This is a genomic window from Phormidium sp. FACHB-592 (genome assembly GCF_014695795.1).
In the GTDB taxonomy this organism is placed as follows: Bacteria; Cyanobacteriota; Cyanobacteriia; order Leptolyngbyales; family Leptolyngbyaceae; genus Stenomitos.
On the sequence record NZ_JACJOZ010000062.1, the window covers coordinates 1 to 24,098 of the forward strand.

20 protein-coding genes and 1 CRISPR repeat array are annotated in these 24,098 nt (G+C 48.7%); of the genes, 10 read left to right on the forward strand and 10 right to left on the reverse strand.

The window, feature by feature from the left end; genetic code table 11:
- Nucleotides 1-95 precede the first annotated feature (95 nt).
- The 5 genes from H6F86_RS16450 to H6F86_RS16470 all read right to left on the reverse strand — a co-directional run bounded on the left by H6F86_RS16450 (nt 96) and on the right by H6F86_RS16470 (nt 2,973).
- Nucleotides 96-650 carry a hypothetical protein gene (locus tag H6F86_RS16450; RefSeq protein WP_190449783.1) on the reverse strand — a complete coding sequence of 185 codons (555 nt, stop codon included), beginning with the start codon at nt 648-650 and terminating at the stop codon, nt 96-98.
- 292 nt (nt 651-942) lie between these two features.
- A complete protein-coding gene (locus tag H6F86_RS16455) occupies nt 943-1,659 on the reverse strand; it encodes a hypothetical protein (RefSeq protein ID WP_190449786.1) in 717 nt (238 codons plus the stop codon).
- Complete coding sequence (locus H6F86_RS16460; RefSeq protein ID WP_190449788.1) at nt 1,626-2,333, reverse strand: hypothetical protein; 708 nt, start codon at nt 2,331-2,333, stop codon at nt 1,626-1,628. Before H6F86_RS16460 ends, H6F86_RS16455 begins: the two co-directional genes overlap by 34 nt.
- A 35-nt stretch (nt 2,334-2,368) precedes the next feature.
- Nucleotides 2,369-2,686, reverse strand: a complete 318-nt coding sequence (locus tag H6F86_RS16465) for a helix-turn-helix domain-containing protein (protein ID WP_190449790.1) — start codon at nt 2,684-2,686, stop codon at nt 2,369-2,371.
- Nucleotides 2,683-2,973: a hypothetical protein gene (locus tag H6F86_RS16470; RefSeq protein ID WP_190449792.1), complete on the reverse strand. Its 291-nt coding sequence runs from the start codon at nt 2,971-2,973 to the stop codon at nt 2,683-2,685. The genes H6F86_RS16465 and H6F86_RS16470 overlap by 4 nt, the downstream gene beginning before the upstream one ends.
- Before the next feature lie 77 nt (nt 2,974-3,050).
- Between H6F86_RS16470 and H6F86_RS16475 the strand changes: the two genes are divergently transcribed.
- From H6F86_RS16475 to H6F86_RS16505, 8 genes are all read left to right on the forward strand, one after another.
- The gene (locus tag H6F86_RS16475) at nt 3,051-3,347 is read left to right on the forward strand and encodes a helix-turn-helix transcriptional regulator (protein WP_199305327.1); all 297 of its coding nucleotides are present in this window, start codon (nt 3,051-3,053) and stop codon (nt 3,345-3,347) included.
- A 172-nt stretch (nt 3,348-3,519) separates the two neighbouring features.
- On the forward strand, nt 3,520-3,648 hold the full coding sequence (locus H6F86_RS32855) for a hypothetical protein (RefSeq protein WP_277881678.1): 129 nt from the start codon (nt 3,520-3,522) through the stop codon (nt 3,646-3,648).
- Nucleotides 3,649-3,855: 207 nt separating this feature from the next.
- Nucleotides 3,856-4,842 (forward strand): hypothetical protein, encoded by a 987-nt coding sequence (locus H6F86_RS16480; protein ID WP_190449793.1) that lies wholly within the window; start codon nt 3,856-3,858, stop codon nt 4,840-4,842.
- Nucleotides 4,827-5,735 (forward strand): MoxR family ATPase, encoded by a 909-nt coding sequence (locus tag H6F86_RS16485; RefSeq protein WP_190449795.1) that lies wholly within the window; start codon nt 4,827-4,829, stop codon nt 5,733-5,735. The genes H6F86_RS16480 and H6F86_RS16485 overlap by 16 nt, the downstream gene beginning before the upstream one ends.
- Nucleotides 5,728-7,191 (forward strand): VWA domain-containing protein, encoded by a 1,464-nt coding sequence (locus H6F86_RS16490; RefSeq protein ID WP_190449797.1) that lies wholly within the window; start codon nt 5,728-5,730, stop codon nt 7,189-7,191. The genes H6F86_RS16485 and H6F86_RS16490 overlap by 8 nt, the downstream gene beginning before the upstream one ends.
- Entirely contained in the window at nt 7,188-8,813 is a 1,626-nt protein-coding gene (locus tag H6F86_RS16495; protein WP_190449798.1) for a C39 family peptidase, read from the forward strand. The genes H6F86_RS16490 and H6F86_RS16495 overlap by 4 nt, the downstream gene beginning before the upstream one ends.
- 507 nt (nt 8,814-9,320) lie before the next feature.
- Nucleotides 9,321-9,695: a hypothetical protein gene (locus tag H6F86_RS16500; protein ID WP_190449800.1), complete on the forward strand. Its 375-nt coding sequence runs from the start codon at nt 9,321-9,323 to the stop codon at nt 9,693-9,695.
- A gap of 9 nt (nt 9,696-9,704) precedes the next feature.
- On the forward strand, nt 9,705-11,204 hold the full coding sequence (locus tag H6F86_RS16505; protein ID WP_190449802.1) for a caspase family protein: 1,500 nt from the start codon (nt 9,705-9,707) through the stop codon (nt 11,202-11,204).
- Between the two features lie 318 nt (nt 11,205-11,522).
- Here the strand turns inward: H6F86_RS16505 and H6F86_RS32305 are convergent, their stop codons facing one another.
- Complete coding sequence (locus H6F86_RS32305) at nt 11,523-13,484, reverse strand: caspase family protein (protein ID WP_190449803.1); 1,962 nt, start codon at nt 13,482-13,484, stop codon at nt 11,523-11,525.
- Nucleotides 13,485-13,960: 476 nt separating this feature from the next.
- Between H6F86_RS32305 and H6F86_RS16515 the strand changes: the two genes are divergently transcribed.
- On the forward strand, nt 13,961-14,338 hold the full coding sequence (locus tag H6F86_RS16515) for a hypothetical protein (protein WP_190449805.1): 378 nt from the start codon (nt 13,961-13,963) through the stop codon (nt 14,336-14,338).
- 10 nt (nt 14,339-14,348) lie between these two features.
- Complete coding sequence (locus tag H6F86_RS32310) at nt 14,349-16,616, forward strand: GUN4 domain-containing protein (protein WP_190449822.1); 2,268 nt, start codon at nt 14,349-14,351, stop codon at nt 16,614-16,616.
- Between the two features lie 959 nt (nt 16,617-17,575).
- Here H6F86_RS32310 and H6F86_RS16530 read toward each other — a convergent pair.
- From H6F86_RS16530 to cas12k, 4 genes are all read right to left on the reverse strand, one after another.
- Nucleotides 17,576-18,532 carry an ATP-binding protein gene (locus H6F86_RS16530; RefSeq protein ID WP_190449826.1) on the reverse strand — a complete coding sequence of 319 codons (957 nt, stop codon included), beginning with the start codon at nt 18,530-18,532 and terminating at the stop codon, nt 17,576-17,578.
- Between the two features lie 6 nt (nt 18,533-18,538).
- On the reverse strand, nt 18,539-20,506 hold the full coding sequence (locus H6F86_RS16535; protein ID WP_190449828.1) for a Mu transposase C-terminal domain-containing protein: 1,968 nt from the start codon (nt 20,504-20,506) through the stop codon (nt 18,539-18,541).
- A 441-nt stretch (nt 20,507-20,947) separates the two neighbouring features.
- Nucleotides 20,948-21,509: a CRISPR direct-repeat array (repeat unit 37 nt; unit sequence CTTTCAGCCCTTCCATTGCTGGAAAGGCGATTGCGAC).
- A 118-nt stretch (nt 21,510-21,627) separates the two neighbouring features.
- On the reverse strand, nt 21,628-21,804 hold the full coding sequence (locus H6F86_RS16540; protein WP_190449829.1) for a hypothetical protein: 177 nt from the start codon (nt 21,802-21,804) through the stop codon (nt 21,628-21,630).
- A 283-nt stretch (nt 21,805-22,087) separates the two neighbouring features.
- The gene (gene cas12k / locus H6F86_RS16545) at nt 22,088-23,989 is read right to left on the reverse strand and encodes a type V CRISPR-associated protein Cas12k (protein WP_199305331.1); all 1,902 of its coding nucleotides are present in this window, start codon (nt 23,987-23,989) and stop codon (nt 22,088-22,090) included.
- Nucleotides 23,990-24,098 lie beyond the last annotated feature (109 nt).

The window sequence follows — 24,098 nt, forward strand, 5'->3', positions numbered from 1 at the left end:
CCTGAAAATCATGAAGGCATGGTTTATGTGGTCATGATTCGGTTGATGCTGAGGCGGTTAACAAACAACCGACGAACGAGGAACTTGAAACCTGCTTAACCAGCATTTACAAACACTTTCTGACCTACTGCATTAACCGTCTGTTTAGATTGATCTGCCTCAAACTCAGCTTTGACTACTTCAAGGATTTCATGTGCCTTTGCTTTCATCTGCTCCAACTCGCAGCCGCACACTTGAAGTAATTCAACATCACTTTTAGCTATGTCCAGCCAACGCTTGAGCCAATCTACCCGGATTTGCAAGCTTTCTCTCAGGGCGAACCAACTATCGTAGATTGATCTAGTTGTTAGCCAAGCTGAGCGGGCAAGGCGCTCAGGTAAGTCTTCGTAGGGCGCATTCGCTCTATGGTCGTTCCAAAGCTGCTTTAGTTCCTTGTTAGCAAGCTTACCACTCCGTTTCCAGACCTCAAAATCACTGTGTGCCGCAACTTCGACTCGCAGCGTTTCAATCAGATCTGAAACAATTACTGCTGACTCCCAGGTTTCCTGTTTTACTGTTTCGCTGGCATGAGCAAAAACTTCACCCTTCGTCTTCCTACTGGCACTTCTTTCGCTTGGAATCACCCGCGCTCGAACTGTAAAAATAGCCATAAATAAGTTTCTGAATCAATGTGAACTTCAGCAGAATCTCACCATATAGGCACAATTGAAAATATCATCACATAGGCACGGAGTCTCTTTGAGAAGTGCTGCAAGGTTATTCTATTTCTTATAAAGCCTTCCTTGAACCATTGGCGATATTACGTTTTAACTTACAGACTGGTGACTATTTTTGGTTCAGCTTAATTAGGTTTACAAACTGATTCTCTGTTATTGCCTATTCACCGTAATTGAGCCAAAATCATTTGAGATTAGCTACCGCTTTTAATACCAACGAAAGAGTTCATCCAGCACCCACTGATGTATACAAGTCATGGGCAAGCTGTTCCAACGCTGACTTTGCCTGCTCAACCACAGCGTCAGGAAAGCCCTCTAGAAAAGTGATGATGCTGCTATCCGCCTCAACGACGAACGTGATCCCCTCGCTTTCCACTTCCCAGGGATAGCCCCGGCTGGCTTGGACCCGGTAGGACTGCTGGACGCGCTCCAAATCTAAACGGCAGTCTGCCAGGGGGTGGACAATCAACCCCTCTAGATGACCCCGTGACCCCAACTCAGTAATCTGGAAAGGGACGGGGGCAGCAGACACCACCTTGGGCGCACGCATCACTTCACCCTGCCGTGCTTCTTGGAGCCGCAACCCCAACGTGGTCATTTCTTTGGCAACCCAGCGGAGCGAGCGGGCGATGCGTGCCCAATAAGGGGACAGGTCGCCCTGATTAACTGTTGCTGCCCGTGCCTCCAGCAGTTGCATAGTGGTTTGGATCGCGGTCTGGAGCAGCTTGCCTTGGAGCTGGTTGGCTGCACCAGCCTGCGCCAGTTCGCGCATCACCTGCTTCACCAGTTCAGTGAGTGCTAGTTGCAGCACCAGATTACTTTCATTGCTAGTCTCTACGTTTTCGAGCAGCATACGCACCACTTGTTGCAGGATAAACTCACGATCGGAGATAGCTTGTACCATCAGCTTTAGACCTGTACTTCGGAAATCGCGCAATGCCACTGGTCACTGCTCAAGATCGTGGTCCCGACCAGTAGCCCCAGCACTTTAGTGGATGTATGGTCGAGGGCATTGGCTGCGATTACAAAGGGGATGAAGCGTGGCAGTTCACTATCGATCACATGCTTGATGTCATCGACTGTCTGCGCCGCTGTCGCTTTTGCCTCACCCAAGTAGATTGCCTGGTCTATGGGGTGAGCACAGACAGCATCCGGATAATCGCCGATCGGTCTTGCTAAGAGCCGACCGTGGTAGAGGTACTGCATCACCAAACCCAAGCAGGCTTCACCGAGTGCCGCCGTGGCACTACGATTGGGGCAAATGGGTTTATGCTCTGTGCGGGCATAAAAGAGGGGTTGGTGTCCTGGGAGCAGGAACAGCCCGTAGCGCTGGTAGGCAAGCCACTGCGCCATCTCTTCCAAAGGGTAAAAGGCAGCCTGTTCCGAATAACGCCGCACCAGGGCACGTATGGTATTAGGATGTACGGACCAGGAGGGGAGGGGCGCATAGGGAGCGGCTAGTTGCCCCAGACGTGTCAGCAGTTCGGGTTTCATGGCAGAACGGCTATAAGCAGCCTGGGCGATCGCACCTGTGATGCGGTCAATGGTGAGACAACGTTTTTCGAGGGAAATTTCAATCACAAAGCCACTGGGTTGAGTGCAAGGTTCCCTCACCATAAAACAGCCCTGCTGTACAAGGGAAATGGTTGCTATCACGGTGAGGGGACTTGACCATTGGGTGGGGGTGAGCAGATGTGAGCGACCAGTGCCAGCGGCACGCGCTCGTAGTGCTCCCAGATAAAATGCATCTCTGCCAGCTTGCGGCGGTGCCTGACTTCAGCCACACGACGGTGCTTGCTGTGGGAGAACCAGCGGTCTACCGAGGCTTCACTCACGCCACAAATTTGAGCAATTTGCGTATGTGTGACGCCCCAGCGAGCATAAAACGCGTGCGGGGTCATGCTGAACTGACAGCCACAGTAAAAGTGCAGCAGAGCAAGTTCGCGTCTGCCTAAGGTTTGCGGGGTCATACGGGTTGCTCCTGGGACAAAGGGTCAGCCGAGTCAAGCGTGAAACGTTGCAGGTCGTCTTCCCAGACCAGGTCTGAGTCAGTCCAAGCACGACTGGCTGACTGGGGATCAAGCCAAAGGGTGTAACGCCACCCCCAGCCCGAAAGGTGTGCCGCTGGTACGAACTGGAGTCCGACGATGATGCCGTAATCTTCGGCAGAAAGGGGGACAAAGCGGGCGCGATCGCCAATCGAAAATTTCGGTTGACCAATCCCATGCGGAAATTTTGGGGGGAGAGTCGAGAACATCCTTCAGCAGTAAGTTCAATCAGTACAAAGTAATTATACTCTTATAGTCTACATAAAGTCACTTATTTCATGTAGACTTGTTAGCTGCATTTCCCCACGATTGTCCCGTGGGAGACAAAAGCCAGTCAGATGTTAAACAGCGGTTTGGAAAGGCTATCAGGCGGCGACGCCGAGAGTTAGACCTTTCCCAAGAGGAGCTTGCCGAGCGTGCCGAGCTTCACAGAACTTACGTCTCAGATATTGAGAGGGGCGATCGCAACCCCTCTCTGGAAAACATTGAGAAGTTAGCAAAAGCCCTCACTATCAAGGTTTCTGACCTTTTTGTCCGCTACGGTGTTGAGGACGCGTCCAATGATCAGGCAGATTTGGGATGACGTAGAAACAGCAGCGAACTATTTAGCATTTACCAACGTAAGGCAGCGATCGCAGTGAGGCTTAAACGCTTGCGGTTGAAAGGATTTGACTAAAGCAGAAACTTACACTTAAATTAAAGCTATAACGGTAGAAAATACAGGTATGCGCTGAGTGTTTAGCTGACATCGCTCAATGTCGCAATTCGACCCATTGCAGCCCCAGCGTCAAACACTTCAAGAACAGCACAGCCTGTTAAGTCAGAAGTGGTTGGAACTGAGGCGAAATGCAGCGTTTGAGGCGAATGCGGCTGTGCGGTTTTAACTTAAGAAGCAGATGAACATTAGTTTAGGAACATAGGGCGCACTGCCCACTATTGTTGAATGGATCGGACAGCTTCTGAATGCTGAAGGTATCAGCTTAAAAAGAATGTAGCGGTTCGCAAACTTGATATTAAGGCTTGCGTAGGAAATGCTGAGTTGGACAGAGACAAGGTGTAATTGTAGAAGTTAATTCTGTTAAGCTTCCTCAATGCAAGGACTTGATCCATTACAGGCAAAAAGAGAGGCTTTACAAGAACAGTACAGCCTGCTCAGCGAGAAGCGGTTGGAGTTGGGGCGAAGCTCCGCCATTGCGGCTGACCCCAGTATGCAATTTCAACTGAAAAAGCAGATTGAGCAAGTTGACGCAGAACTGGAGTCATTAGAGCAACGGCTGGTTCAAATGGACAGGCTGTCGCAGGATGGACGACTCTACCAGGCGCTTCTGAAACTGGGATACCGCAAGCAAGTTCAGATTTTTCGCAAGTTTGTCCAAAGCCACCCAATCGCTGCTTTTCTCATTCATGGTGCTTCTGACTATGGGCAACGGTGGTTGCTCAATCGCCTGGTGGTGCAGCACACGCGAGACAGTATTACAGGCAAGGTAGTCAAGCTGAATCTGAGTCGTGTTGCGCGACGAAGTGACGTTGCAGCTCTGTGGCGAGAACTGGCTGGACGTGTTGGTTTAGGTCGGCAGGGAACGATCGCCGAAATTGTCGATCGCGTCTATCAGTGGTGGCAGACGCAAAATGTCTTGCTGGTCCTCTATGAAATTGATGTTCTGCCAGAAACCTTTCTAAGCGAGTTGCTGCGAGATTTTTGGATGCCGCTGGCAGTTCGAGCCTGGTCAGGAGGTGAGCCAGAAAGCGCTTACAAGCTTTTGATGTTTCTGGTGGACTATGACGGCTGTGTCGGCAACTGGAAGGTTCCCTTTACTGAGCAACTTGATGCTGCATGGCAACCTGTGATTCCTGTGAAGCTGCCGCTAATTGGTGAGTTTACGGAGGACGAATTGCTGAACTGGTTGGAATTTTCAGCCGATGATCTGCCTACAAATCTGTTGGACGAACCCGACGAAACGGTGCAAGATATTTTGGAGAACAGCGATCGCGGCATTCCAGAACCCACGTTGGACGAGATTTGTCGGCAGGCAGGTTCTAATTGGTATGACAACGAGGAAAAATGGTTGAAACTGTAAGCGCATCCCTGGAATACGTTGGAACGGTTCAGCCCAAAGCCACTGATGGGTTGCCCTATCTGCCAAGTCGGGAATTGATAGAGGCGGTGAATCTGGCGATTTATTTAGAGCGTCCGCTGCTGCTCAAGGGTGAACCTGGTTGCGGCAAGACTCAACTGGCGTCTGCGGTTGCCGATGAGTTGGGTTTGCCCTTGGAAAGCTGGTACGTGAAATCGACCAGTCGGGCACGAGACGGATTGTATACCTATGATGCGGTGGGGCGTTTACGGGATGCTCAACTGGCAGGGTCGGGTCGCCTCAACGAGGAACAGATCAGGAGGGCAGATGATCCCACCACCTACGTTCGCTGGGGACCGTTGGGTCGTGCGTTTTTGAATGAGCAGCGAACCGTGGTGTTGATCGATGAAATTGACAAAGCAGATATTGATTTCCCCAATGACTTGCTGCTGGAACTGGATAAGCAACAATTTCTGGTGGAAGAAACGGGAGAAGCAATTAGTGCAAAGGTGCCTCCCATTGTGTTTATTACTAGCAATGACGAAAAAGATTTGCCCGATGCCTTTCTGCGCCGTTGTTTGTTTCATTTCGTTGAATTTCCGAATCACGATCGCCTGATTCAAATCATCCGTTCGCGCTTTCCCTCAACCCCGGAAGCATTAGTCAATCAAGCCGTGGCTCGCTTTCTCCAACTGCGGGAAGACATGAAGCGAGATAAAGGTGAGTCGGGCAAGAAAGTGAGTACCAGTGAGTTGATTGACTGGTTTCGGGTGTTGCGTCGCTATCCGCACGAAGAGGCGTTGGGGCATCTGGGTGGGCAACTCCCTTTCGCGGGTGTGTTGTTGAAGAGTTGGGAAGACCACATCCGCTATTTGAGGTTGGGCAAACGTGGATGATCTGCCATTGCTAGAGCTATTTACCCGTCTGCGTGAAGCTGGCTTACCCCTGGGTATTGCAGACTACGAGGCGGCTGTAAAGTCATTGCAGAAAGGTTATGGCTTACCCGATCGCGCAGCTCTTGCTCGTCTTTGCCAAACACTATGGGTGCGATCGTTCAATGAGCAACAGCTATTTGATTATTACTTCAACCAATCGATTGAACGTGAGCTTGCACAGCCAGAATCCTTGGCGACCAAGACTGATCAACCCGACCAAGGAGGAAGGCAATCGCAAACCTTCGTTAAAGACATTCTTAGCAGAGAAAAGATTAAAGATAGCTTAGTTTTGCTTGTTGGTGGTGGAGCATTCACTACGGTGCTGCTAGTTGTCACAACATGGACTCCACCTAAATCAAAGGTTACAACACCCATAGTTCTCTCACCCTCTACGTCTCCTGTTCCATCCACTTCCAACGTGCCTGTTCAACCAACTCAAACGGCTCAGCCAATTCAACCGTGGTCTCCATCGAATCAAATTTTTGGGCCTCCTCCAGCAGGGCTACTTTTGATTCTGTTAGTTAGTGCAGGCTTGATTGGTCTGGGTACTGTTTGGTTACTGCGGGGCTATCAAATTGTCGAGCGCTTTCAGCGTCATTCCCCCCCTTCAACGTCTTCGTCTAAGCCTAATTCCACTCCTCCTTCTAAACTTTTACACACAATCAAAGACGAAGTACAAGTGGCTCAGGCTATGCGGCAAGTGACTAGCCAAAAGCAAGGGAAATCAGGCGATTGCTTTTTGCTAACAACCGATTACCTTCCGGTTACTCAGCGGCAAATGAAGCAAAGCTGGCGACATCTGCGTCGGATGGTGAGAGAAGGGATGGCAACCGAATTAGATGTGGAGGCAACCGTGCATCGCATTGCTCACGATGGGATGTTGCTGAACCCGGTTCTGGTCGCTCGACGCACCAATCGTACTGAATTGGTATTGTTGATTGATCAGGATGGCTCAATGGTGCCCTTTCATTCGCTGTCGGCTCGTTTGGTAGAAACGGCACTCCGGGGAGGACGATTGGGCAAGGCTGGGGCGTACTATTTCCATAACTGCCCCGTTGACTATCTTTACAACGACCCGACGCATCAGGAGGCTAAACCCATTGAGGAAGTGCTGAGAGAGTTTCAACGCGATCGCACGGCTGTCCTAATTTTTAGTGATGCAGGCGCGGCGCGGGGTGGCTTAAACCTTGAGCGAGCCGACTTGACCGCTACTTTCTTGCAACAGCTTAAACAGCAGGTACGGTATGTCGCATGGCTAAACCCGATGCCCAAAGCGCGATGGAACACCAGCACCGCTAGAGAAATTGCCCTTCAAGTACCCATGTTTGAAGCTACGCGTCAGGGATTAGATGAGGCGATCGATGCCTTACGTGGTCGCCATCATTTATTAGCCGCACTGCTGGGAGGTCAAAAATGACCAGCACACGATCGTCCTCCACGAATGCCAAGACGCGATCGACAACCCGACGTATTGAAGCCTTTCGTCAACGCTTTGGTGAGGGGCACTTCTGGCTAGCTTGTCATGCTGCTCTACCTCTCGCACTCACTCCCGACCTACTGTATTCGCTCTGGGCAAACTTTCAGCGAGATACTCACGGCGAGGCGATCGAGATTCCCTGGATTGCAGTCGCTGACTTAATGCTGTCTAACCTGTGCAAAGAAGTCGGCAATGAACTCTACGAGATGGATAAAGCGGTCCGAGATGACCTGCTGAGTCAATTACAGAACGATTCCCGCTTTGGCTTGGAACGCATTCGAGAACTGGCTGATTTTGTGATGGCGTATGTCGAACAGCAGTTAGACAATCCAGATCTGGATGTGCAGGATCTGGCGCAGGGGCAGCAGTGGAGAGCTTTGACGTACAAGAATCCATCCGAAGCTGCGCATAGCATCGCCATTGTATTAGCTCAACTAGCGTTAGACGACAAAGCCGAATGGATACGGATGGCTGCGTTGGTGAATAGTTTGGAAGAACCGCTCTCTGCATTTCAATCCTTACTCAACTACAGCGGGGCTATGGCAGACTTGGCGCGGGGTAACTTAGCCGCCGCTACTGCCCAAATGACTCAAGCAGTAGATGTCAACTATGAGGTGCGGATTGAGGGCATCAATCTAACGATTCCCGATGTGCTGAATGGGACTTTGCCGAAGAGTCAGGAGTCAGAAGGACTACCTACATTGTCTCGGAACAGACTACGCTTGCCCATTGCGATCGCAGGCGGCACGATTGCCTCAGTACTTATCTTCATTGGAATACAGTACAGGTTGCGATCGCCTGACTCTCGGCAAACGCCTGACGTAGCAAGTTCTGCAACACCCTCATCTCAAGGCAGTCCTTCTGCATCACCCACACTTGGACCATCGATGGCTCGGAAGCGGCTAAAGACTCGGGAGCAACCCGCTACTAATGCTCCATCCGTGCCTGGAGTATCCCCCTCTATCCCATCTAATACACCATCAAGCTCATCTCCTAATTTAAAGCAATCACTTCCAGTAAACGTTGAGTTGTCTGTTCCCTATTTGTCTCAACGAGATAACGTCTATGTGAATTTCAGAGCTAGTCAATCTACCTCTTTAGCAATGGCTTTGTCATATTACGGAGTAAAGCCCAAAACGCCTGGAGTCCAACTAGAGGACGAATTATATCAGAAATATCAAGAATTTGGTGATATTAGCGACTGGGAGGCTACGGAAGCAGTGGCTAAAACCTACGGTTTTGAAGCAGTTATGGGTCTAAATAGAACACTGGAGCAAGTTAAACAACAATTAGCAAGTGGTCGTCCTGTACTGGCTGCCATGTCGACCACCCGTTCAGGCTCAGTGGTTTGTTTGATAGGCTACACAGAGTCAGGGCTTATTGCAAATGATCCCTGGGGGAATCCTTTAACAGGGTATACAAACACAGATGGTAGTCGTGTTTTACTCACTAATGAGTTTCTAAATAAAGTCTTCTTTATAGAAAGTTCAAGCAGTGGGTGGGCAATGTTCATTACGCGAATGAATTCTACAGATTCACAATCTAGTTCATTACGCGAATGAATTCTACAGATTCACAATCTCCATCTAAATCAGGTAAGTCTGATCCATTGCTTAAGCGTAGACTTGGAGGTGGAACAAGATAAATTCAATTTTCAACTGTATTGCGTCAATTTCCTGATAGCGAATTAAGAATCTGGAAGAGTTATTTGGTCCATAGGAGCCTACCTGAACTACCTAAGTTTCTCCGAAAAATAGCCCATTATTTTCTATTACCTCCTAAAAACCATGAAAGATTTTTTCATAAGTTATGCCGGGAATGATCGCACCTGAGCAGAGTGGGTTGACTAGGTTCTGGAAGAAGCAGGCTATTCAGTCGTCATTCAAGTATGGGATTTTTGAGTAGGTGGCAACTTTGTGCTGGATATGCAGCGAGCCGTCGTTGAGGCAACATAGATAATCGCAGCATTTTCCTCTCTTTAATCTTTCTTGCTTTTGACAAATGTAGAGTTTTTAGCGGTTATAAAGGGGAATAAACGCTCTAGATTGTTCCTTACAGACAGAATTGACATGACAGATACCTCAAACGTTAAGCTCACGATCGCCTTCAATGACCCTGACCTCGATGCGGAAGAACGAGAAGAGCAGGCGCAGCGGTTCATGGCTGAATTGCAGCAGATGGACGAAGTAGAGGTCGAGCGGGTTCTCGATCCGAATCCACCGGAAGGGAACAAAGCAGTGGGCGCAATTTTGGTAGGACTGCTGACGGCTCAGGTGAATAAAGAGAATGCCCAAAAGGTGATGAGATTTCTGGGCGATCGCTTGGGTGGAAAGCCGATCGAACTGGAAGTCGAAGCAAACGGCAAGAAGCTCAAGGTGAAAGCGCACAGTCGAGAAGAGTTGGAAGCGGCGATCGCAGCAGCCCAGAAATTTGCAGCAGCGTAGGGCACTGAAATGGCAAAGGTTGCATTGCTGATTGGCGTGAGTGAGTATGAGCCTGGGCTAAATCCCTTACCTGGAGCGGTGAAGGATGTCGATGCTATGCAACGAGTCTTAGCCGATCCAGAACTGGGAGGTTTTGCCGAGGCGAACATTACAGTGCTGAAAAATCCACAGCGGCAGGAGATGGAGGATGAGATCTATCGACTCTTCAGTGATCGAAAAAAGGATGACCTGCTGCTGCTTTACTTTTCTGGTCATGGCATTAAAGATGAGAATGGCAGGCTTTACCTGGCGACCCGTGTGACTCGCAAGGACACTAACGGCAGGTTGGTCAGACCATCAGCCGTAGCCACTGCGTCTCTGCATGAGAATATCAACGAAAGTCGATCACAGCGACAGGTGATCGTTCTGGATTGCTGCTTTAGTGGCGCGATCGCGCAAGGGATGACGGTTAAGGATGATGGCACCGTCAACTTGAAAGAGTATCTAGGCGGCAAGGGACGGGCGATTCTGACCTCTTCCACTTCCACTGAGTATTCGTTTGGCGCAGCAGCAGGGCATGATGACGCAGGGTTATCAATTTACACCCGTTATTTAGTCGAAGGGATTGAGACAGGAGCCGCTGACGTGGACGGAGATGGTTGGATTGCAGTAGAAGAACTGCATGAGTACGCCGCTAGCCGGGTCAAGGAAGCAGCACCTGCAATGACCCCTAAGTTTTACCCAGTGGAGGAGGGGTACAAAATTGTGCTGTCGCGATCACGGCAGGACGACCCGAAGCTCAAGTATCGCAAGGAAGTGCAAACGGCTGCTGAAGCAGGACAAGGTAAACTTTTGTTTTTTACTCAGAAGTTACTAGAAGGTAAACGTGCTGAGTGGAACATTTCGGTTGAGGAAGCCAAAGCGATTGAAGACGCAGTATTGGAGCCATATCGCCAGTATGAGCGCAAGCTATACGAGTACGAACAGGCTTTAACTGAAGCAGTGCAAATCGAGTACCCTTTTAGCGTTGCGAATGAAACTGCATTAAACAAATACCAACAGCAATTAGGGTTGCGAGATGCAGACATTGCAGCCATTGCAGCGCGAGTACTGGCACCCTTAAGAGTCAAGTCTGAACAGGACGCTGAATCGCAACGACAGACAGAACCTATGAAGCCAGCGCAGGAATTAAGCTTCCCAGGGAATGTCACTGAGCAACAAGTGCCAGTCCCTGTCCTGATTTCAGGAACACCTGAACCAGCAGTGCAACCGCCTCAAACCATCACAACTCAACCAGCCCCTCCGAAATTAACGCCTACTCAAAAACGCCGCTTAATGCAACGTCAGCAAGCCCTGGAGGACGAACGAAACATTCGTAGTGAGAAACTAGGGCATCTACGGAAAAGCTTCGCGATCGAGACAGGCGAAGCCGTCAAGTTCCAGTTGCAGAAGCAAATTCAGGATGAGGAAGCCAAACTAGCAACTCTGGATGACGAACTGGATGCGATCGATCAGTCGTTACAAACCTAATTTGTCTTCGGCAAAAATCTGTCGATCGCACTTCTTTCCAAGGAAGCCTCAGTTGTCGCCCTAGCATAATTGGCTTAAGTGTTATCGGCACTGCACCAACGCTCTCCACGAGTTTAATCTCCACAGTCGCTTTCACGCATCACAAGATGTACCCTATAGTCGGTGATTGTGGCGGTAGAAAGGCACTAACGCCCTCTTCCACAATTCGCCGACGCATAACTTTTTAAGTCAACACCGTAGAGAATCTTGAACTCTAACCAATAACCTCTCGTCGATCGGTGTGCACTGAGGCTGTTAGACCACTACGCTTCTCCGTGTTCAGACGGGATCAAGGAGAAGTGAGTGAATGAAGCCACTGAAGCCACCAAGCTTTTTGCAGTACATCCACTGCTTGCTAGACTGACCGCGAAAATCAAAATTATCTCCCTCTTTTGTGTCTCCACAAAATACAACTGTGCCTGGTTTTAGCTGAGCAATAATTTTACTGGTTGTCTTAGTACCCTCTCGCATAGAAACCTTTCCATCACGAGTCTGAACAGTTCTGTACTTAAGCTCGTTTGAAGGTATGGCAGTTGGGGTAGGCGGAGGCGGAGGAGCTATTGGTACTGGGGTAGGAGTTTGGTTTGGGCTAGGTGTTGGTGTGGGTAAAGAAGATACAGGAGTATTAGTTGAACCGAATTGCGACGATGGAGAAGTTACGGGCTTGGGAGAAGAAGGCAGAGAAGCTATGGGAGTTGGTGTAATAGAAGGACTAGGCGATTTTTGAACATCAGGTAGAGATTGTGGATGAGTCGAGTTGAAATAGAAAAGTCCTCCGGCAATAAGTATTGATGAAAGACAGGCTCCAACCAGTAGCACCTTGTTTGAAGAACGAACAGTCCTATGTTGTGGAGGAGTTGGTTGTTGTTCCCCCTGTCGGCTTTCGGGTTGCAGCTTTTGCACTTCCTCGTTTGGTTGTCGTGCTTTTTCTGTATCCTGTGGCTTTTGCGGCTCTAACTGTGGTTGCCTATCCTCAGCCGCTCGACGCTCAAGAATGGGTCGCTTGATTTGTGCCACATCCTCATCGATCAATCCCAAGTCAGCTTGAAACTTGTTCAAGCTCTCACTAACGGGTTGACTCAATGGATACTCAGACTGAATGGCTCTGGTAAATTCTTGTTCATACCGTTGTAGGCTGTGTCGATAAACTTCTGACTTGCTAACAATTTGTGAGATGACTTCTTGTTCAACTGGTGTCACATCCTCTTTTCGCAGTCCCAGAATCTCTCGTAAGTCTTTCAACTCACTGAGTGTTTCCTGGGTTAGAGGGTATTGACGTTCGGCTTCTGCAACAAATGCTGAACGATAATCCTCTATCCGTTTCAGACGTTCCCGAAACGGTTGTAAAACTTGCTCTTCAATCTCTTGTGCTTCTTCACGCGTTACTCCCAACCTCTCTCGCAGTGCATTAAGCAAGGCTCGTCCGGTTAGCGAGATTTCACCCCGCATCGAATAGCGCTCTGCTTCTTTGCGGTACTTCAAGTTCGGATCAGTAATTTGCGCTTTCGCAAAGACGACATCAAAGCCTTCATCCTTTAGCACAATGATTTTAGGATTCATCGTCGGTGCCGTTTCCTGCACCTTTTGGGTAGCATACTCATGCAATTCTTGCACCGAAACCTTGCCATCGTTATCCCGATCGGCTGCTCCGGTTTCAATTCCTTCCACTAAAAAGCGGGTATAAATCGAGAGGTCTGAGCCTTGCTGCTCAAACGAATACTGAGTCGAACTTGAAGAGGTCAGGACAACACGCCCTTCGGCACCGAGTTGCCCCTGAACATCCAGCGAACCATCGTCTTTGGCGTTGAGTGCGGGGTCAAAGGCTCCACTGAAGCAGCAGTCCAAAATCATGACTTGTCGCCGCGACCGGCTTTTGCCCATGATTTCCTGCACAAAGCGGGCAGAAACCGCTGTCGATTGAATTAGGTCTCCCTTCGGTGTTTTACGAGTGAGGCGTGTGGCAAAGTGCAGTCTGCCGCTATCGTCTTTGATGCCGTGCCCAGAGAAGAAGAGTAGGACGAGGTCATCTTTTGCCCGATCGCGGTACAGCGTCTCGATCGCTTCCTGCATCTGCATCGGGTCTGGGTCGATGAGCGGTATGACCTCAGAAAATTCCCCCATTTGCGCGTTCTGCAAAATTCGCTGCATGGCTGCCACATCTTTAGGCGCGCTGACCAGTGGTTTCAAAGCATCTGGATGCTCGTAATTTCCAACCCCAATCAGCAATGCGACCTTCGCCATGTTTGCGTTCCTAATCTTCTACAAATTTCCAGTTTCAAGCCAGTCTGATTGAAAGCAGGTATCAACTTAACCTAATTTACACTTACAATCTCTATCCTGAGATAGAGCTTAACGATAGGGCTAATTGGTCTCAAATACACGTTCTTTCAACCTTATCAAGTCAAAACCGTCATTCCTCTACAAAGAGGGAATCTTAAGGAAAGCTTGTCATAGCCTGGAGTAAAGCTTCGGGCAGGGAGTGTCGATTATGGGTGAGGCACGGTGATAGCTTTCTGGCGAGTGCCTTGGGAAATGAGGGTTAAGCGTCAGCCCTACCGATTAAGAACGCGACCAGTAGCTTGCTGTGTTTGGCTTCAGACGCTTGGAGAATTTTGTAAAGTTCTTTAGGATTTCTTTCTTTTAGCGGATGTGCGTTTTTTTACCTGCTATAAAGAGGGATAAACGCCACAGCTTATCTCCCCACAGACAGGATTGACATGACAGAGATCTCGAACGTTAAGCTGACGATCGCCTTCAATGACCCGGATTTGGACAACGAGGAACTAGAAGAGCAAGCCCAAAACCTGCTGGCGCAACTGAAAGACCTAGACGAGATTGAAACGGTCGATCGCGTGCTTGACCCGAATCCACCAGCAGGAAATAAAGCAGTGGGCGCAATTTTGGTAGGGCTGCTGACGGCTCAGGTGAATAAAGAGAATGCCCAAAAGGTGATGGGATTTCTGGGCGATCGCTTGGGTGGAAAGCCGATCGAACTGGAAGTTGAAGCAAATGGCAAGAAGCTCAAGGTGAAAGCGCACAGCCGAGAAGAGCTAGAAGCGGCGATTAAAGCCGCCCAAGATTTTGTAATGGTATAGGTGGAAAACTGTGGCAAAGATTGCGTTGCTGATTGGGGTCAGTGAGTATGAACCGGGGTTAAACCCATTACCTGCAGCAGTGAAAGATATTGCAGCGATGCAGCGGGTTTTGCTTGACCCAGAGATGGGTGGGTTCGATGAGGCGAAGCCGCTTGCTAATCCTGACCCACAGGCAATGCAATACGAGATTGAAACCTTGTTTTCGGGTTGCACCAAAGATGATCTGGTGTTGCTGTTCTTCTCTGGGCATGGGATTAAGGATGACAGCGGTAGACTATATTTTGCCAGCCGGATCACTCAGAAAAACGCTAAGGGAGACTTAATGCGATCAACCGCTGTACCAACGAGCTTTGTTCACGACATCATGAACAATAGTCGTTGCAAGCGGCAGGCAATTATCTTGGACTGTTGCTTTAGTGGAGCGTTTGATCCAGCATTGCGAGCTAAAGATGATGGCTCGGTGGATTTGCAAAGCCAACTGGGGGCTGAGGGGCGGGTTGTCTTAACCTCTTCCAGTTCGACTGAGTATTCCTTTGAGCAGCAAGGCTCAGAGCTCTCGATCTACACCCGCTATCTAGTAGAGGGAATTGAGACAGGAGCAGGCGATCGCAATGAGGATGGTTTTGTTTCAGTGCTGGAGTTGCATGAGTATGCTGCTAGCAAAGTACAGGAAACAGCACCCAAGATGACCCCCAAAATTATTGTGCTGAAAGATAAGGGGTTTGAAATTGTGCTTGCCAAGGCAAAGGTGACTGACCCCAAGCTGAAATATCGGAAAGCTGCTTTACGCTATGCCAATGCAGGCACAATTCCACCCAGAGGGCAGGCTATTCTGAAGATATTGAGACAGCAGTTAGGGTTGACGCTCGAAGAAGCAACTGAAATTGAAGTTGAGGTATTGCGTCCTTACCAGGAGCGGCTGGCGAATCTGCAACGGTATCGGGAAACGTTGATTGCAGAAGCAGATTATGAGTATCCGCTGAGTGAGTTTGCCCGTGAAGACTTGAATACGCTCCAGCAGATGCTTGGGTTGAGGGATGAGGATATTTTGCCCATTCAGCAGGCGGTTGAAGCGCAGTTTGCTCAGCAATCGGCTGCCTATCAGCAAAACCTGTTTCAGTATGAGCAGGTTTTGAACGATGCAATTCAACGAGAATTTCCCTTCAGTCAGCAAACCCATCAAGAGTTAGGCAATTTGCAGCAATCTTTAGGACTGAGGGATGAAGATATTGCTCGGGCTAGACAACCACTGGTGCAGCCAGCGGAAGTTAGATACCAGGAGAAACTGAGACAGGAAGCCAATCGCCAACGACAGGAACAGGCACGGGTAGAGTATGAAAATCGGTTACGGCGTTATGAGGAAGAGTTTACGAAGGCGATCGCTGCTCAATACCCGCTCGATTCTTTTGTTCGAGATGGATTAACCAAATTTCAGCAGTCTTTGGAATTGAGTGATAAAGATGTTGCTCGAATTGAAGCACCGCTTGTTGCACCTCAAGAAGCTACCTATCAAGAGCAACGCAGAAAAGAAGCAGAGCGTCAGCTTGAACTGAAAAGGCAGCAAAAATTAGAGCAGCAACGGCAACAACAACTCGAACAAGAGGGGGTTGAAAAGCTGCGACAGATGGAAGCGCAGGAGAGACAATGGCAGGAAGCCGAGGAATTGAAGCGACAGCAGATAGAGGCAGAAAGGCTAAGACAGGAAGAATTAGAACGGCAATGGGTGCTGGAGCAGCAACGACGAGAGAAACTGCCAAGACGGCAGGCGGCTCAAACAGCCAGCGCTAACGAACTTGCCTCTGAGAAAGGTATAGACTACACCCGACTGCGGGATTTGCTGAAAGCGGGGCAATGGCAAGAAGCGGATAAGGAAACAGGCAATGTTATGTTAAAGGCGACAGGACAGGAGGAGCGAGGCTACTTGCTTGCGGATGATATGGAACAGTTTCCTTGCACTGACCTCCGCACGATCGATCAACTCTGGGTAAAATACAGTGACGGCAAGTTTGGCTTCAGCGTGCAGAAGAAAATCTGGGAGGAAGTAGGACAGAACGTTGAGGAGTTTAATGTGGCGGTAGGTTGGCGTGTGAGCAAAATCCGCATTCGTGAGCGTGTTGTGCTGTGGATGAAACGAGAAGAGCAGGAAGAAACCTGGGAGTGGGTCGCGTCACTCACTTTTTCCCTTGGTGCTCCCAAGGGACACCTCCCGGGGGGGTGGAGGCAGCGAGGGGGTGGGTGGTCTGCTCTCGCGTTCAGACTTATAAAGTGCAACCTGTAAGGCTTTTACACTTTTCTAAAGATTTATTTCTGACTTGTTTTCTACTGCATCATCGGCTTTCTGTCCTTTCGTTACCTAGCACCAGTGCCAGTGATCAATCATTCTCATTCCGATCTCTAAGTCTGATTCCGGCATAGCGATGCGCTTGTCCCCTGAGACGATCGCTTCTAGCAGACGAACTTCATCCCTTTACAGCGTACCCATCCGGTCTTCAAAAGAGTCAAGGGAGGAAAGGTGTCTATTCACTCCTGTCTTGGCTTCACCCTAACCCCAAAAAATTTGGGTGTCCAGAAATTTTTTCTCTAGGCAAAAAGTTATTCAAGCGAGTTGGCTGAAAGGAAGCCTTGTTTGTTGCCTTATTCCAACTAATAAGGCTTTTGCTTCTTTGCCATTGTCTTGTATGGCATCCCGCATTTTTTGCACTGCAAAACTGTCAATTGGCTCGGAAGAGGAAAAGGCTCTCCACATTTAGGCTCTGGACATTTTGGGAGAAGGCGAAGCCGATGATGCTCGCACCCTTCTGTGGATTGATACTGCCAACTCATGCGATGGTAAGGAGCCTCAGTGTAGCAAGCTGCACAAATTCGGACTGGTCTAGGCTTAATAGGCTCATGCTCAGGTGGAAACAGCAGCAGTAGCCTTTCTATTCCCAGCCCCGTAAATGTGTCTAACTTCTGCAATTCTTGAGAAGTTGGAGGCGGATTGAAGTAGAAGTTTTCCCATCGCCATAGAATTTTACCCAACCTCAATCCTTTTCCCAGGCTATGAGAATCGGTACTAACTACCTCTTGACGGTACCAACGTCCAAGATAAGGACTGATGCTTTCATCATCCCATGGGAGAAGGTGTAGAAGTGACTGATGGCTTTCGTCTTTTTGCATCTATGACTTTATCCAAAACCCTACGCAAGAAAAAGTTGTCTATCTCAGACAACAATATTGAAGCCTATTCTTAGCATCCTAAAGTTTCAATATCGGTTGTTGGCAGACACCCAAAGCCTTAGAGATATTCTGGGGATTGATCTGTGCTTTAGGGTGATCAATTTTCCAAATCGCAACCTCTCGGAGGTTTTCATAGAGCACTCGAAGCTGTCCTTGAGAGCTAGCCTCCAACGTATTGATAATCCCCTTGTCCTTTAACAAATTCAGCGGCTTTGTCCAGCCCAACTTTTTCTCCCACTCAGCTATAACCGTAGCTATATTTTCTTTACTAAGTCTGACGTAAGGGTGCTGTTTTAAGAAAGTATTGTAAGTAGTGATATATTTTTTCTTCTTGTCAAGTCTCGGATCAATAACATCATTGAGGTAGGGAGAACCTGCTAGAACGATAGAGATTTTCAGTTTTTCGGTGATTCGTACAAGCTCATTAAAAGCGTTAAAAGATAGTAAGTCTGCGTTGTTAACAATCAAGAGTTTAACTCCACACGACTTGAGCGTTCCCCATGTGCGAGAGCGAAGCTGCCGCAGATAACCGCAATCGAGAGGATTAACCAGAAACTCTAGAATCAAAAGGAACAAGTCTGTCGGACTGCCATTTTGTTCAATTTCGATGTAAGCAAGGGGTGCAGGAGTCATCAACAAACCACCACGTCGTCTAATATGACTCTGTGTATAAAATATTAAAGACTTAGCTAAACCCAAGCGATCCATTGTAGTTACACAACCACAAATGCCAGTTTCCCGCCACTGGTTCAATGCAGTGAATAAGTTCTCATCTCTTTCTAGCTGAACGTATAGGTCAATTTGACAAATCCGCTCAACTTCTACTTGTTGTTCAAGCGATCGCTCCTTCTGTGCCCCCAGCTTTAGGGCTTTAGGAGTTGATGGGTTTGCGTCAGATTGTGCCGCTCCAGATTGAACTTTGGAGTGATGAGATTCTTCCTCAAGTGGCTGAACTGCCAAGTTCGACTGGCTCATCTTGGTCTACCATCCCTCTTCAACAAACTCATTCCAATCAGAAACAACGTAGAGTGCAGGTTGTATCTGGATTTTAGGAGTTTCTTGTGTGGATTGCAAATCCTCTGCCGGAAGTGGTTCGTACAAAGCCTCTGATGTGGGTGGTTCGGTTATGCCTCTAACATCTTTACTTTCTGGTTCAACCTCTGAGGGGGGAGCCTCTGGAGGAAATAACTGCACTACCTTGTCCGAATGTTCAGATTGTTTAGTAAGCCGGTTATTTTCCGTCTTGCGCCGCTGCCTAAGTGTTTTGGCTTGCTTAATTGAAGTATTGAATAAGTCGCGTTGTTGGGCGAGAATGGACGTTTGGTCGATCGCCTTGCCCTCTTCGCGCATTTTCCTCTTGCGGTCTTCCCATTCCTTCAAAGATAGACGCTCCTCCTCCAAATCTCTTGCCCTAATTGTGCCTAAGAACTTAGATGGCTGACCATTTTCTTCGAGTGTGTAAACAAGAACGTAAATGATATTGGTTGGGTTATACCGGATGATGACTTTCTTCCCTTCGTAATCCTTAAGAAAGTTTGCCGACTTGTTGTAACGCCAATGCCCCTCTACATCACGACTTAAACTTGCTGTATAGACTAGCTTTTCAAAATTGACGCATCCCCGTTCTTCAACGTTGCGTTTTAGAGTTTTCATCAAGCAAAGGTCAAGTTCTCGCTCACTAACAGGCATTCTAGGCTTGAGATCCGGCAAACCTGCCCACCATCGCATCAAGCGTGTTTGGTTCGCAACCCTTGGGTATAAGTGCTGATTGTGATGATCCACGAGATACTGCACTAGCCACCTAGCGTAGTCTTCGTAGACAACGCAGGCATACTTCTCAGGATGCTCTGGACGTTCTTTGAGACTGCCGCCCTTAAACCCCAACACCAGTGCTGAGAATTCGGTTTTTATTGCCAGAAATAATCGCTCTACGATACCACCTTGTTCCGTGTAGAGACGCAGACGCAGTTTGATGTTCAAATCTGATGCAATGTGCTTCAGGTGTGCCGATCTGAACTCCTTCGCTCGGTCAGTAACAATATATTCAGGTAAACCACAAACCTCCCACTCATGTCGGAGTTGATACTCCGGTTCGCAGTGCTTTTGCAAAATGGCGTGGCGAAGGGCTAAGGCGACTTCATGCGATCCGGCAGAACCAAAGCTAAGATGGTAGCCCATCACACAGCCTGACCAGGAATCGATCACCGCAGTGATCCACACAGATCCAGCAAGACCCCCGCTTTCATCTGTAAGTAGATTGTCTAGTCGCGTATGGTCGATTTGCCAAACCTGGTTGCTACGAATAACCTCAATATCTTCCTCAACCCACTTACCATCTTTTTTGCCAGTCGTAACCTTGATGATGATTCCAGGTCCCTGCCCTGGGTTGCGAACTTTTCGATTCTTCTTCTCAATAAGGGGATCTAGAATGTTGTAAACAAACATGTGTGAGGGGTACTCACCCTGTTTCAATCCCAAATCAAGTTCAGCATGCCCCTTCAATTGGTTATTGACAAGGCTGCGGGTCATGCCCAATTTTGCCTTAACGCCATCGTTATAGGTCTTGAGAATAAACTCTGTCCAATACTCAACTGATTGCTTCCACCGCTTGCAACCCTTAATCTGCCCTGCATCAGATCGTGTAGCTCTAGCGAGCGAAGCTAGACCATCCGGTCCCATTGCCTTCCTTACCCATCGGTCTATCGTTGAAGGGTGTTTTTCCAGCCTGTCTGCCCACAACTGGATTCTCTCTTGCTTGAGTTCATCAGAAGCTTGGATGATGTCTTCAACCGCCTCGACTTTCCGCATCACCTCTCTTCGCTTGTCCAGATCCTCAATAAGCTCAATCAGAATCTTATGCGCGGGTTGCTGATCTTCTTCTACAAGGGCAGTTACCCCGGTAGGAACAGCGGGTGGTTGAGCAGCAGATGCAGTTTCTAGACTTTCCATAAGCTAAACCTGATAGGCTTTAGCGGTTGACAGAAAAAAGGCACTTATCAGTTTAAGCTGTTTTCAGTTGTTTTCAGAAAAAAGCAAATAGCTGTTTAACTTCGACTGCAAAATAAAAACCCACTGAAAAAGCCTGAAGTGTGCTTTGTAGGCGTTCTTCAGGCTCTAATTTAGGCTTGATATTAAATGTTTAAGCTGGGCAAATTACTTTTTAATGGACAACAGCTGTACATTCGCACATTAAATGTCGCGCTTCGCAGATTAATGTCGTTTTAGGGCATTTTTGTTGCATTCGCACATTAATGTCGTTAAGTGAGAGCTTGCTAGCATTTCGCAGATTAATGTCGTTTCTGCTGCAATCGCCAGATTAAGCTTAGTTCGCTTAAGGGTGAGATCGCAGCGCTCCTTTCAGTCCTCCAAAGCTTTACTCAAAACTAGCCTCTCTCAGCCTGCCCATTTCTGGAAGTGCGATTGCAACCTGGTTCATTTTAGAGTCAGCAACCTTAGCGAAGTCTTTCAGCCCTTCCATTGCTGGAAAGACGATTGCGACTCATCGGGGATAACGCTGTTGACGAAAAGACGGACTTAACTTTCAGCCCTTCCATTGCTGGAAAGGCGATTGCGACTATAAAAAGAGGCTCTTCTAGGTACATGGCTTTTTCCTTTCAGCCCTTCCATTGCTGGAAAGGCGATTGCGACGTTTGCCTTATGGGGATAGCGGGTCTGTTCAGGCAGTTCGCTTTCAGCCCTTCCATTGCTGGAAAGGCGATTGCGACCTGGCGTGCTTGTAATAATAACCGTAAAACCGTCTTGATACTCTTTCAGCCCTTCCATTGCTGGAAAGGCGATTGCGACCCAACACTGATGTATCCGAGCTATGCAACGTTGATCCTTTCAGCCCTTCCATTGCTGGAAAGGCGATTGCGACCTCTTTCCAGCTGACGATTCAACGCGAGACAACGATCTCTTTCAGCCCTTCCATTGCTGGAAAGGCGATTGCGACTCCCAGCGCTAGAATCCTTTACCTGTAAGCTCTCCAAGCTCGCTTTTGGCAAACCTGTCTAAAAGTACACTTTCAACTTTTTTGAGAGCTCACGCTGGCAATCTTCAAACTAATGAAATTACTGCCAGAAGGAGATTGTAGGATTTTGGCGAACCCCCCAAGGATTTCGCCCTTGCTTCGGTTTGCCAAAAATAATGGAGGACTCCTCCTTGATCAGAGGCGATTCAGTAGCCGCCACTTCAGTCACACCACCGCCATCAATAAATTGAAATGGATGATGCTCCTGTCCCTCCATATGATGAAGGCTTCACTTACTTCTGCTGGGTGCGCACCTGCGCTACATTTGAAGAACGGACTCAACTAATGCAGCTTCCCATCTCCACACAAACTTCAAAGTGAAATCTGCACCAGGATGGCAGTCAGTAAGCGGACAGCTATTAGGGTCGGAAAGCACAGCCGTCTCACGACGACCAAACTGACCCTCATTTTTCACAGTTCAGCGGCTCGAAGAGCTTGAACTGCGGCGCTATTGTTCCGTATATTAACTTGTCTAGGTTCAAATGTACTAAAGCACATGCCTATTTTGTGGCAATCGTACGGGCATGATAGGCGGCGATCGCCATATCTTTTGCTTGTTCTTTGTGGGTGCCTTGGAGCGGCTGAAAGCCTGACTCAACTATGATGCCGAGCTGCTGCCCTTTGCCACGAATACTGTCAATGAGTCGGTTGTAGCTCCAGCGATGGATCGCCTGGCGGTACTCCTTGGCATACTTGTTTTGAATTTCAACTAAGCTCGATTTCTGTTCAGCCCTTGCTGTAATCTCACTGGCAAGTAATTCTCGCAGATGCGTCAGGTTTGGAATGACGATGCTGCCTGCTTGGTGGATTTGAGCGAGCTGGATAATTGCCTTTGCCAGCAACCGGTCAAGATACTGACCCAGCTCTGATTCTGATGGCTGGTACGCCACCCCCCGCTTCTGATTTTTGTGACGTTGTAGAGCATTTTGCTGCTGCTGTTGGCGCTGACAGTTAAGCAGGTGGTAACGATCGCCGAGTAAGGTACGAGGCGTGCGGTAAGACAGCACATCGCCTGTACTGGCATTGACAACGGCGGCTGTAACTGGGTTAGCCAGCCCAAGACTAAGTCCCACCAAAATTTCAGGGTTGCCCTGGTAAGGTTTCCGGCTAGGGCGATGGGGCAAATTTGTCAGGCGGCGAAGAGTAGAGGCATTGCGCTGATGGAACTTTTGCTGGTGTTCTGTCAACTCGTGGTCAGAGGTTTCAAGAGTCCGGTTCCTGATAGCTTTAGCTAGTTTCTCTTGCTGGACTTGCAAGGTTCCTTCTGCAGTCATCAAGCGAGTATCGAAGGAGCAATGCAGAGTGAGATGGTTAACATTCCAGGGATCACCGTTGCCCTCACCCTCTCTCCAAGTCAGCATGGCTGAACTGAGAGTGAGTAAGCCTGCTGGATAAGTATCTTCATTAGCTCGATAGGCTTGCCAATCGTCTAGAAAACGCTGAAAGAAGGGCAGTTGCCGTTGGTCACAATACAACCGGAACGGATATTCTTTGTTGTCCTTGAACCAATTTTTGATGTCAGAATCAGCTGCTTTTAGATATTTACTGATGCCATTGAAGCTAACGGCGAGTCTGCCTTTTGCTGTCTTTCCCCAAAGTACATCTGTAGAACTACCGTAGAGAATGGGATAGGGCAAGGAGGCTGGCCGGGTGAGTAGTTTAGCTTGCCACTCTCTCGCTTGGGTGACGCTTTCAGAAGCCTGCTGCGTCGCGATCGCCAGCGTCTTCAGAAACTCTTCCCCGGTTAGATCTCGCCCTTTGGGTAGGCGGGCACTCATTTGAGCCTCCAGTTGCTCGATCTCTTGCTGCTTGCGGTGAAGGCGGTGAGCAAATGCCTCTGGATCTTCCTCAGTTTCAGAAATTTTGCAGCCATTTTTGATGAGATAGGCGATCGCGCAACGGCTCAGGATCTCGTCTGTCGCTTCATAAGCCTCAAATAGACGCGTCATGAGACTTGCTGTATTGACAGACTTAGCCTGTTTTTGCGCTGGCTTACGCCTCTTGGCGTTAGGAGATGCTTGGATTTCAGGCTCTACATCAATTTGGTTCAGAATCGTTTGTGCCTGCTGCTGGATGGCTTTGAAAGTGGTACCGCTGAGTTCAAGTAGTTCCGCATCGCTCTTCACCACATACAACCACTTTTGTTTCCCATCTAAACGGCGGCGGCGGTTCTGTTGGAGTGCTAACCATGACTCATAGGTGTACGTCACCATGAGAATCGCTGAGGCATAGAAACGTGCAGGCTGACTTGGATAAGAGGCTTTGAGCGGTTCGCAAAGCTCTTTAACGGTTTTTTCTGGGACAGTCCCTCGACGTTGCCAGGTTTCAAAATCGGGATGCTGGCTGACTTGGTTTAGCAGGTCATTAACGAGGGGGTATTGCTCTCGGTCATAAGGTACCAGAGGTGGCGTCGAATTGGTTCAGAGGCGACAAGGCGGCAGTGAATCGTAATGATGCTCATGGTTGAAAACGATCCAGTAGATCAAGCGACCGAAAAGTTTTAAGCAATTC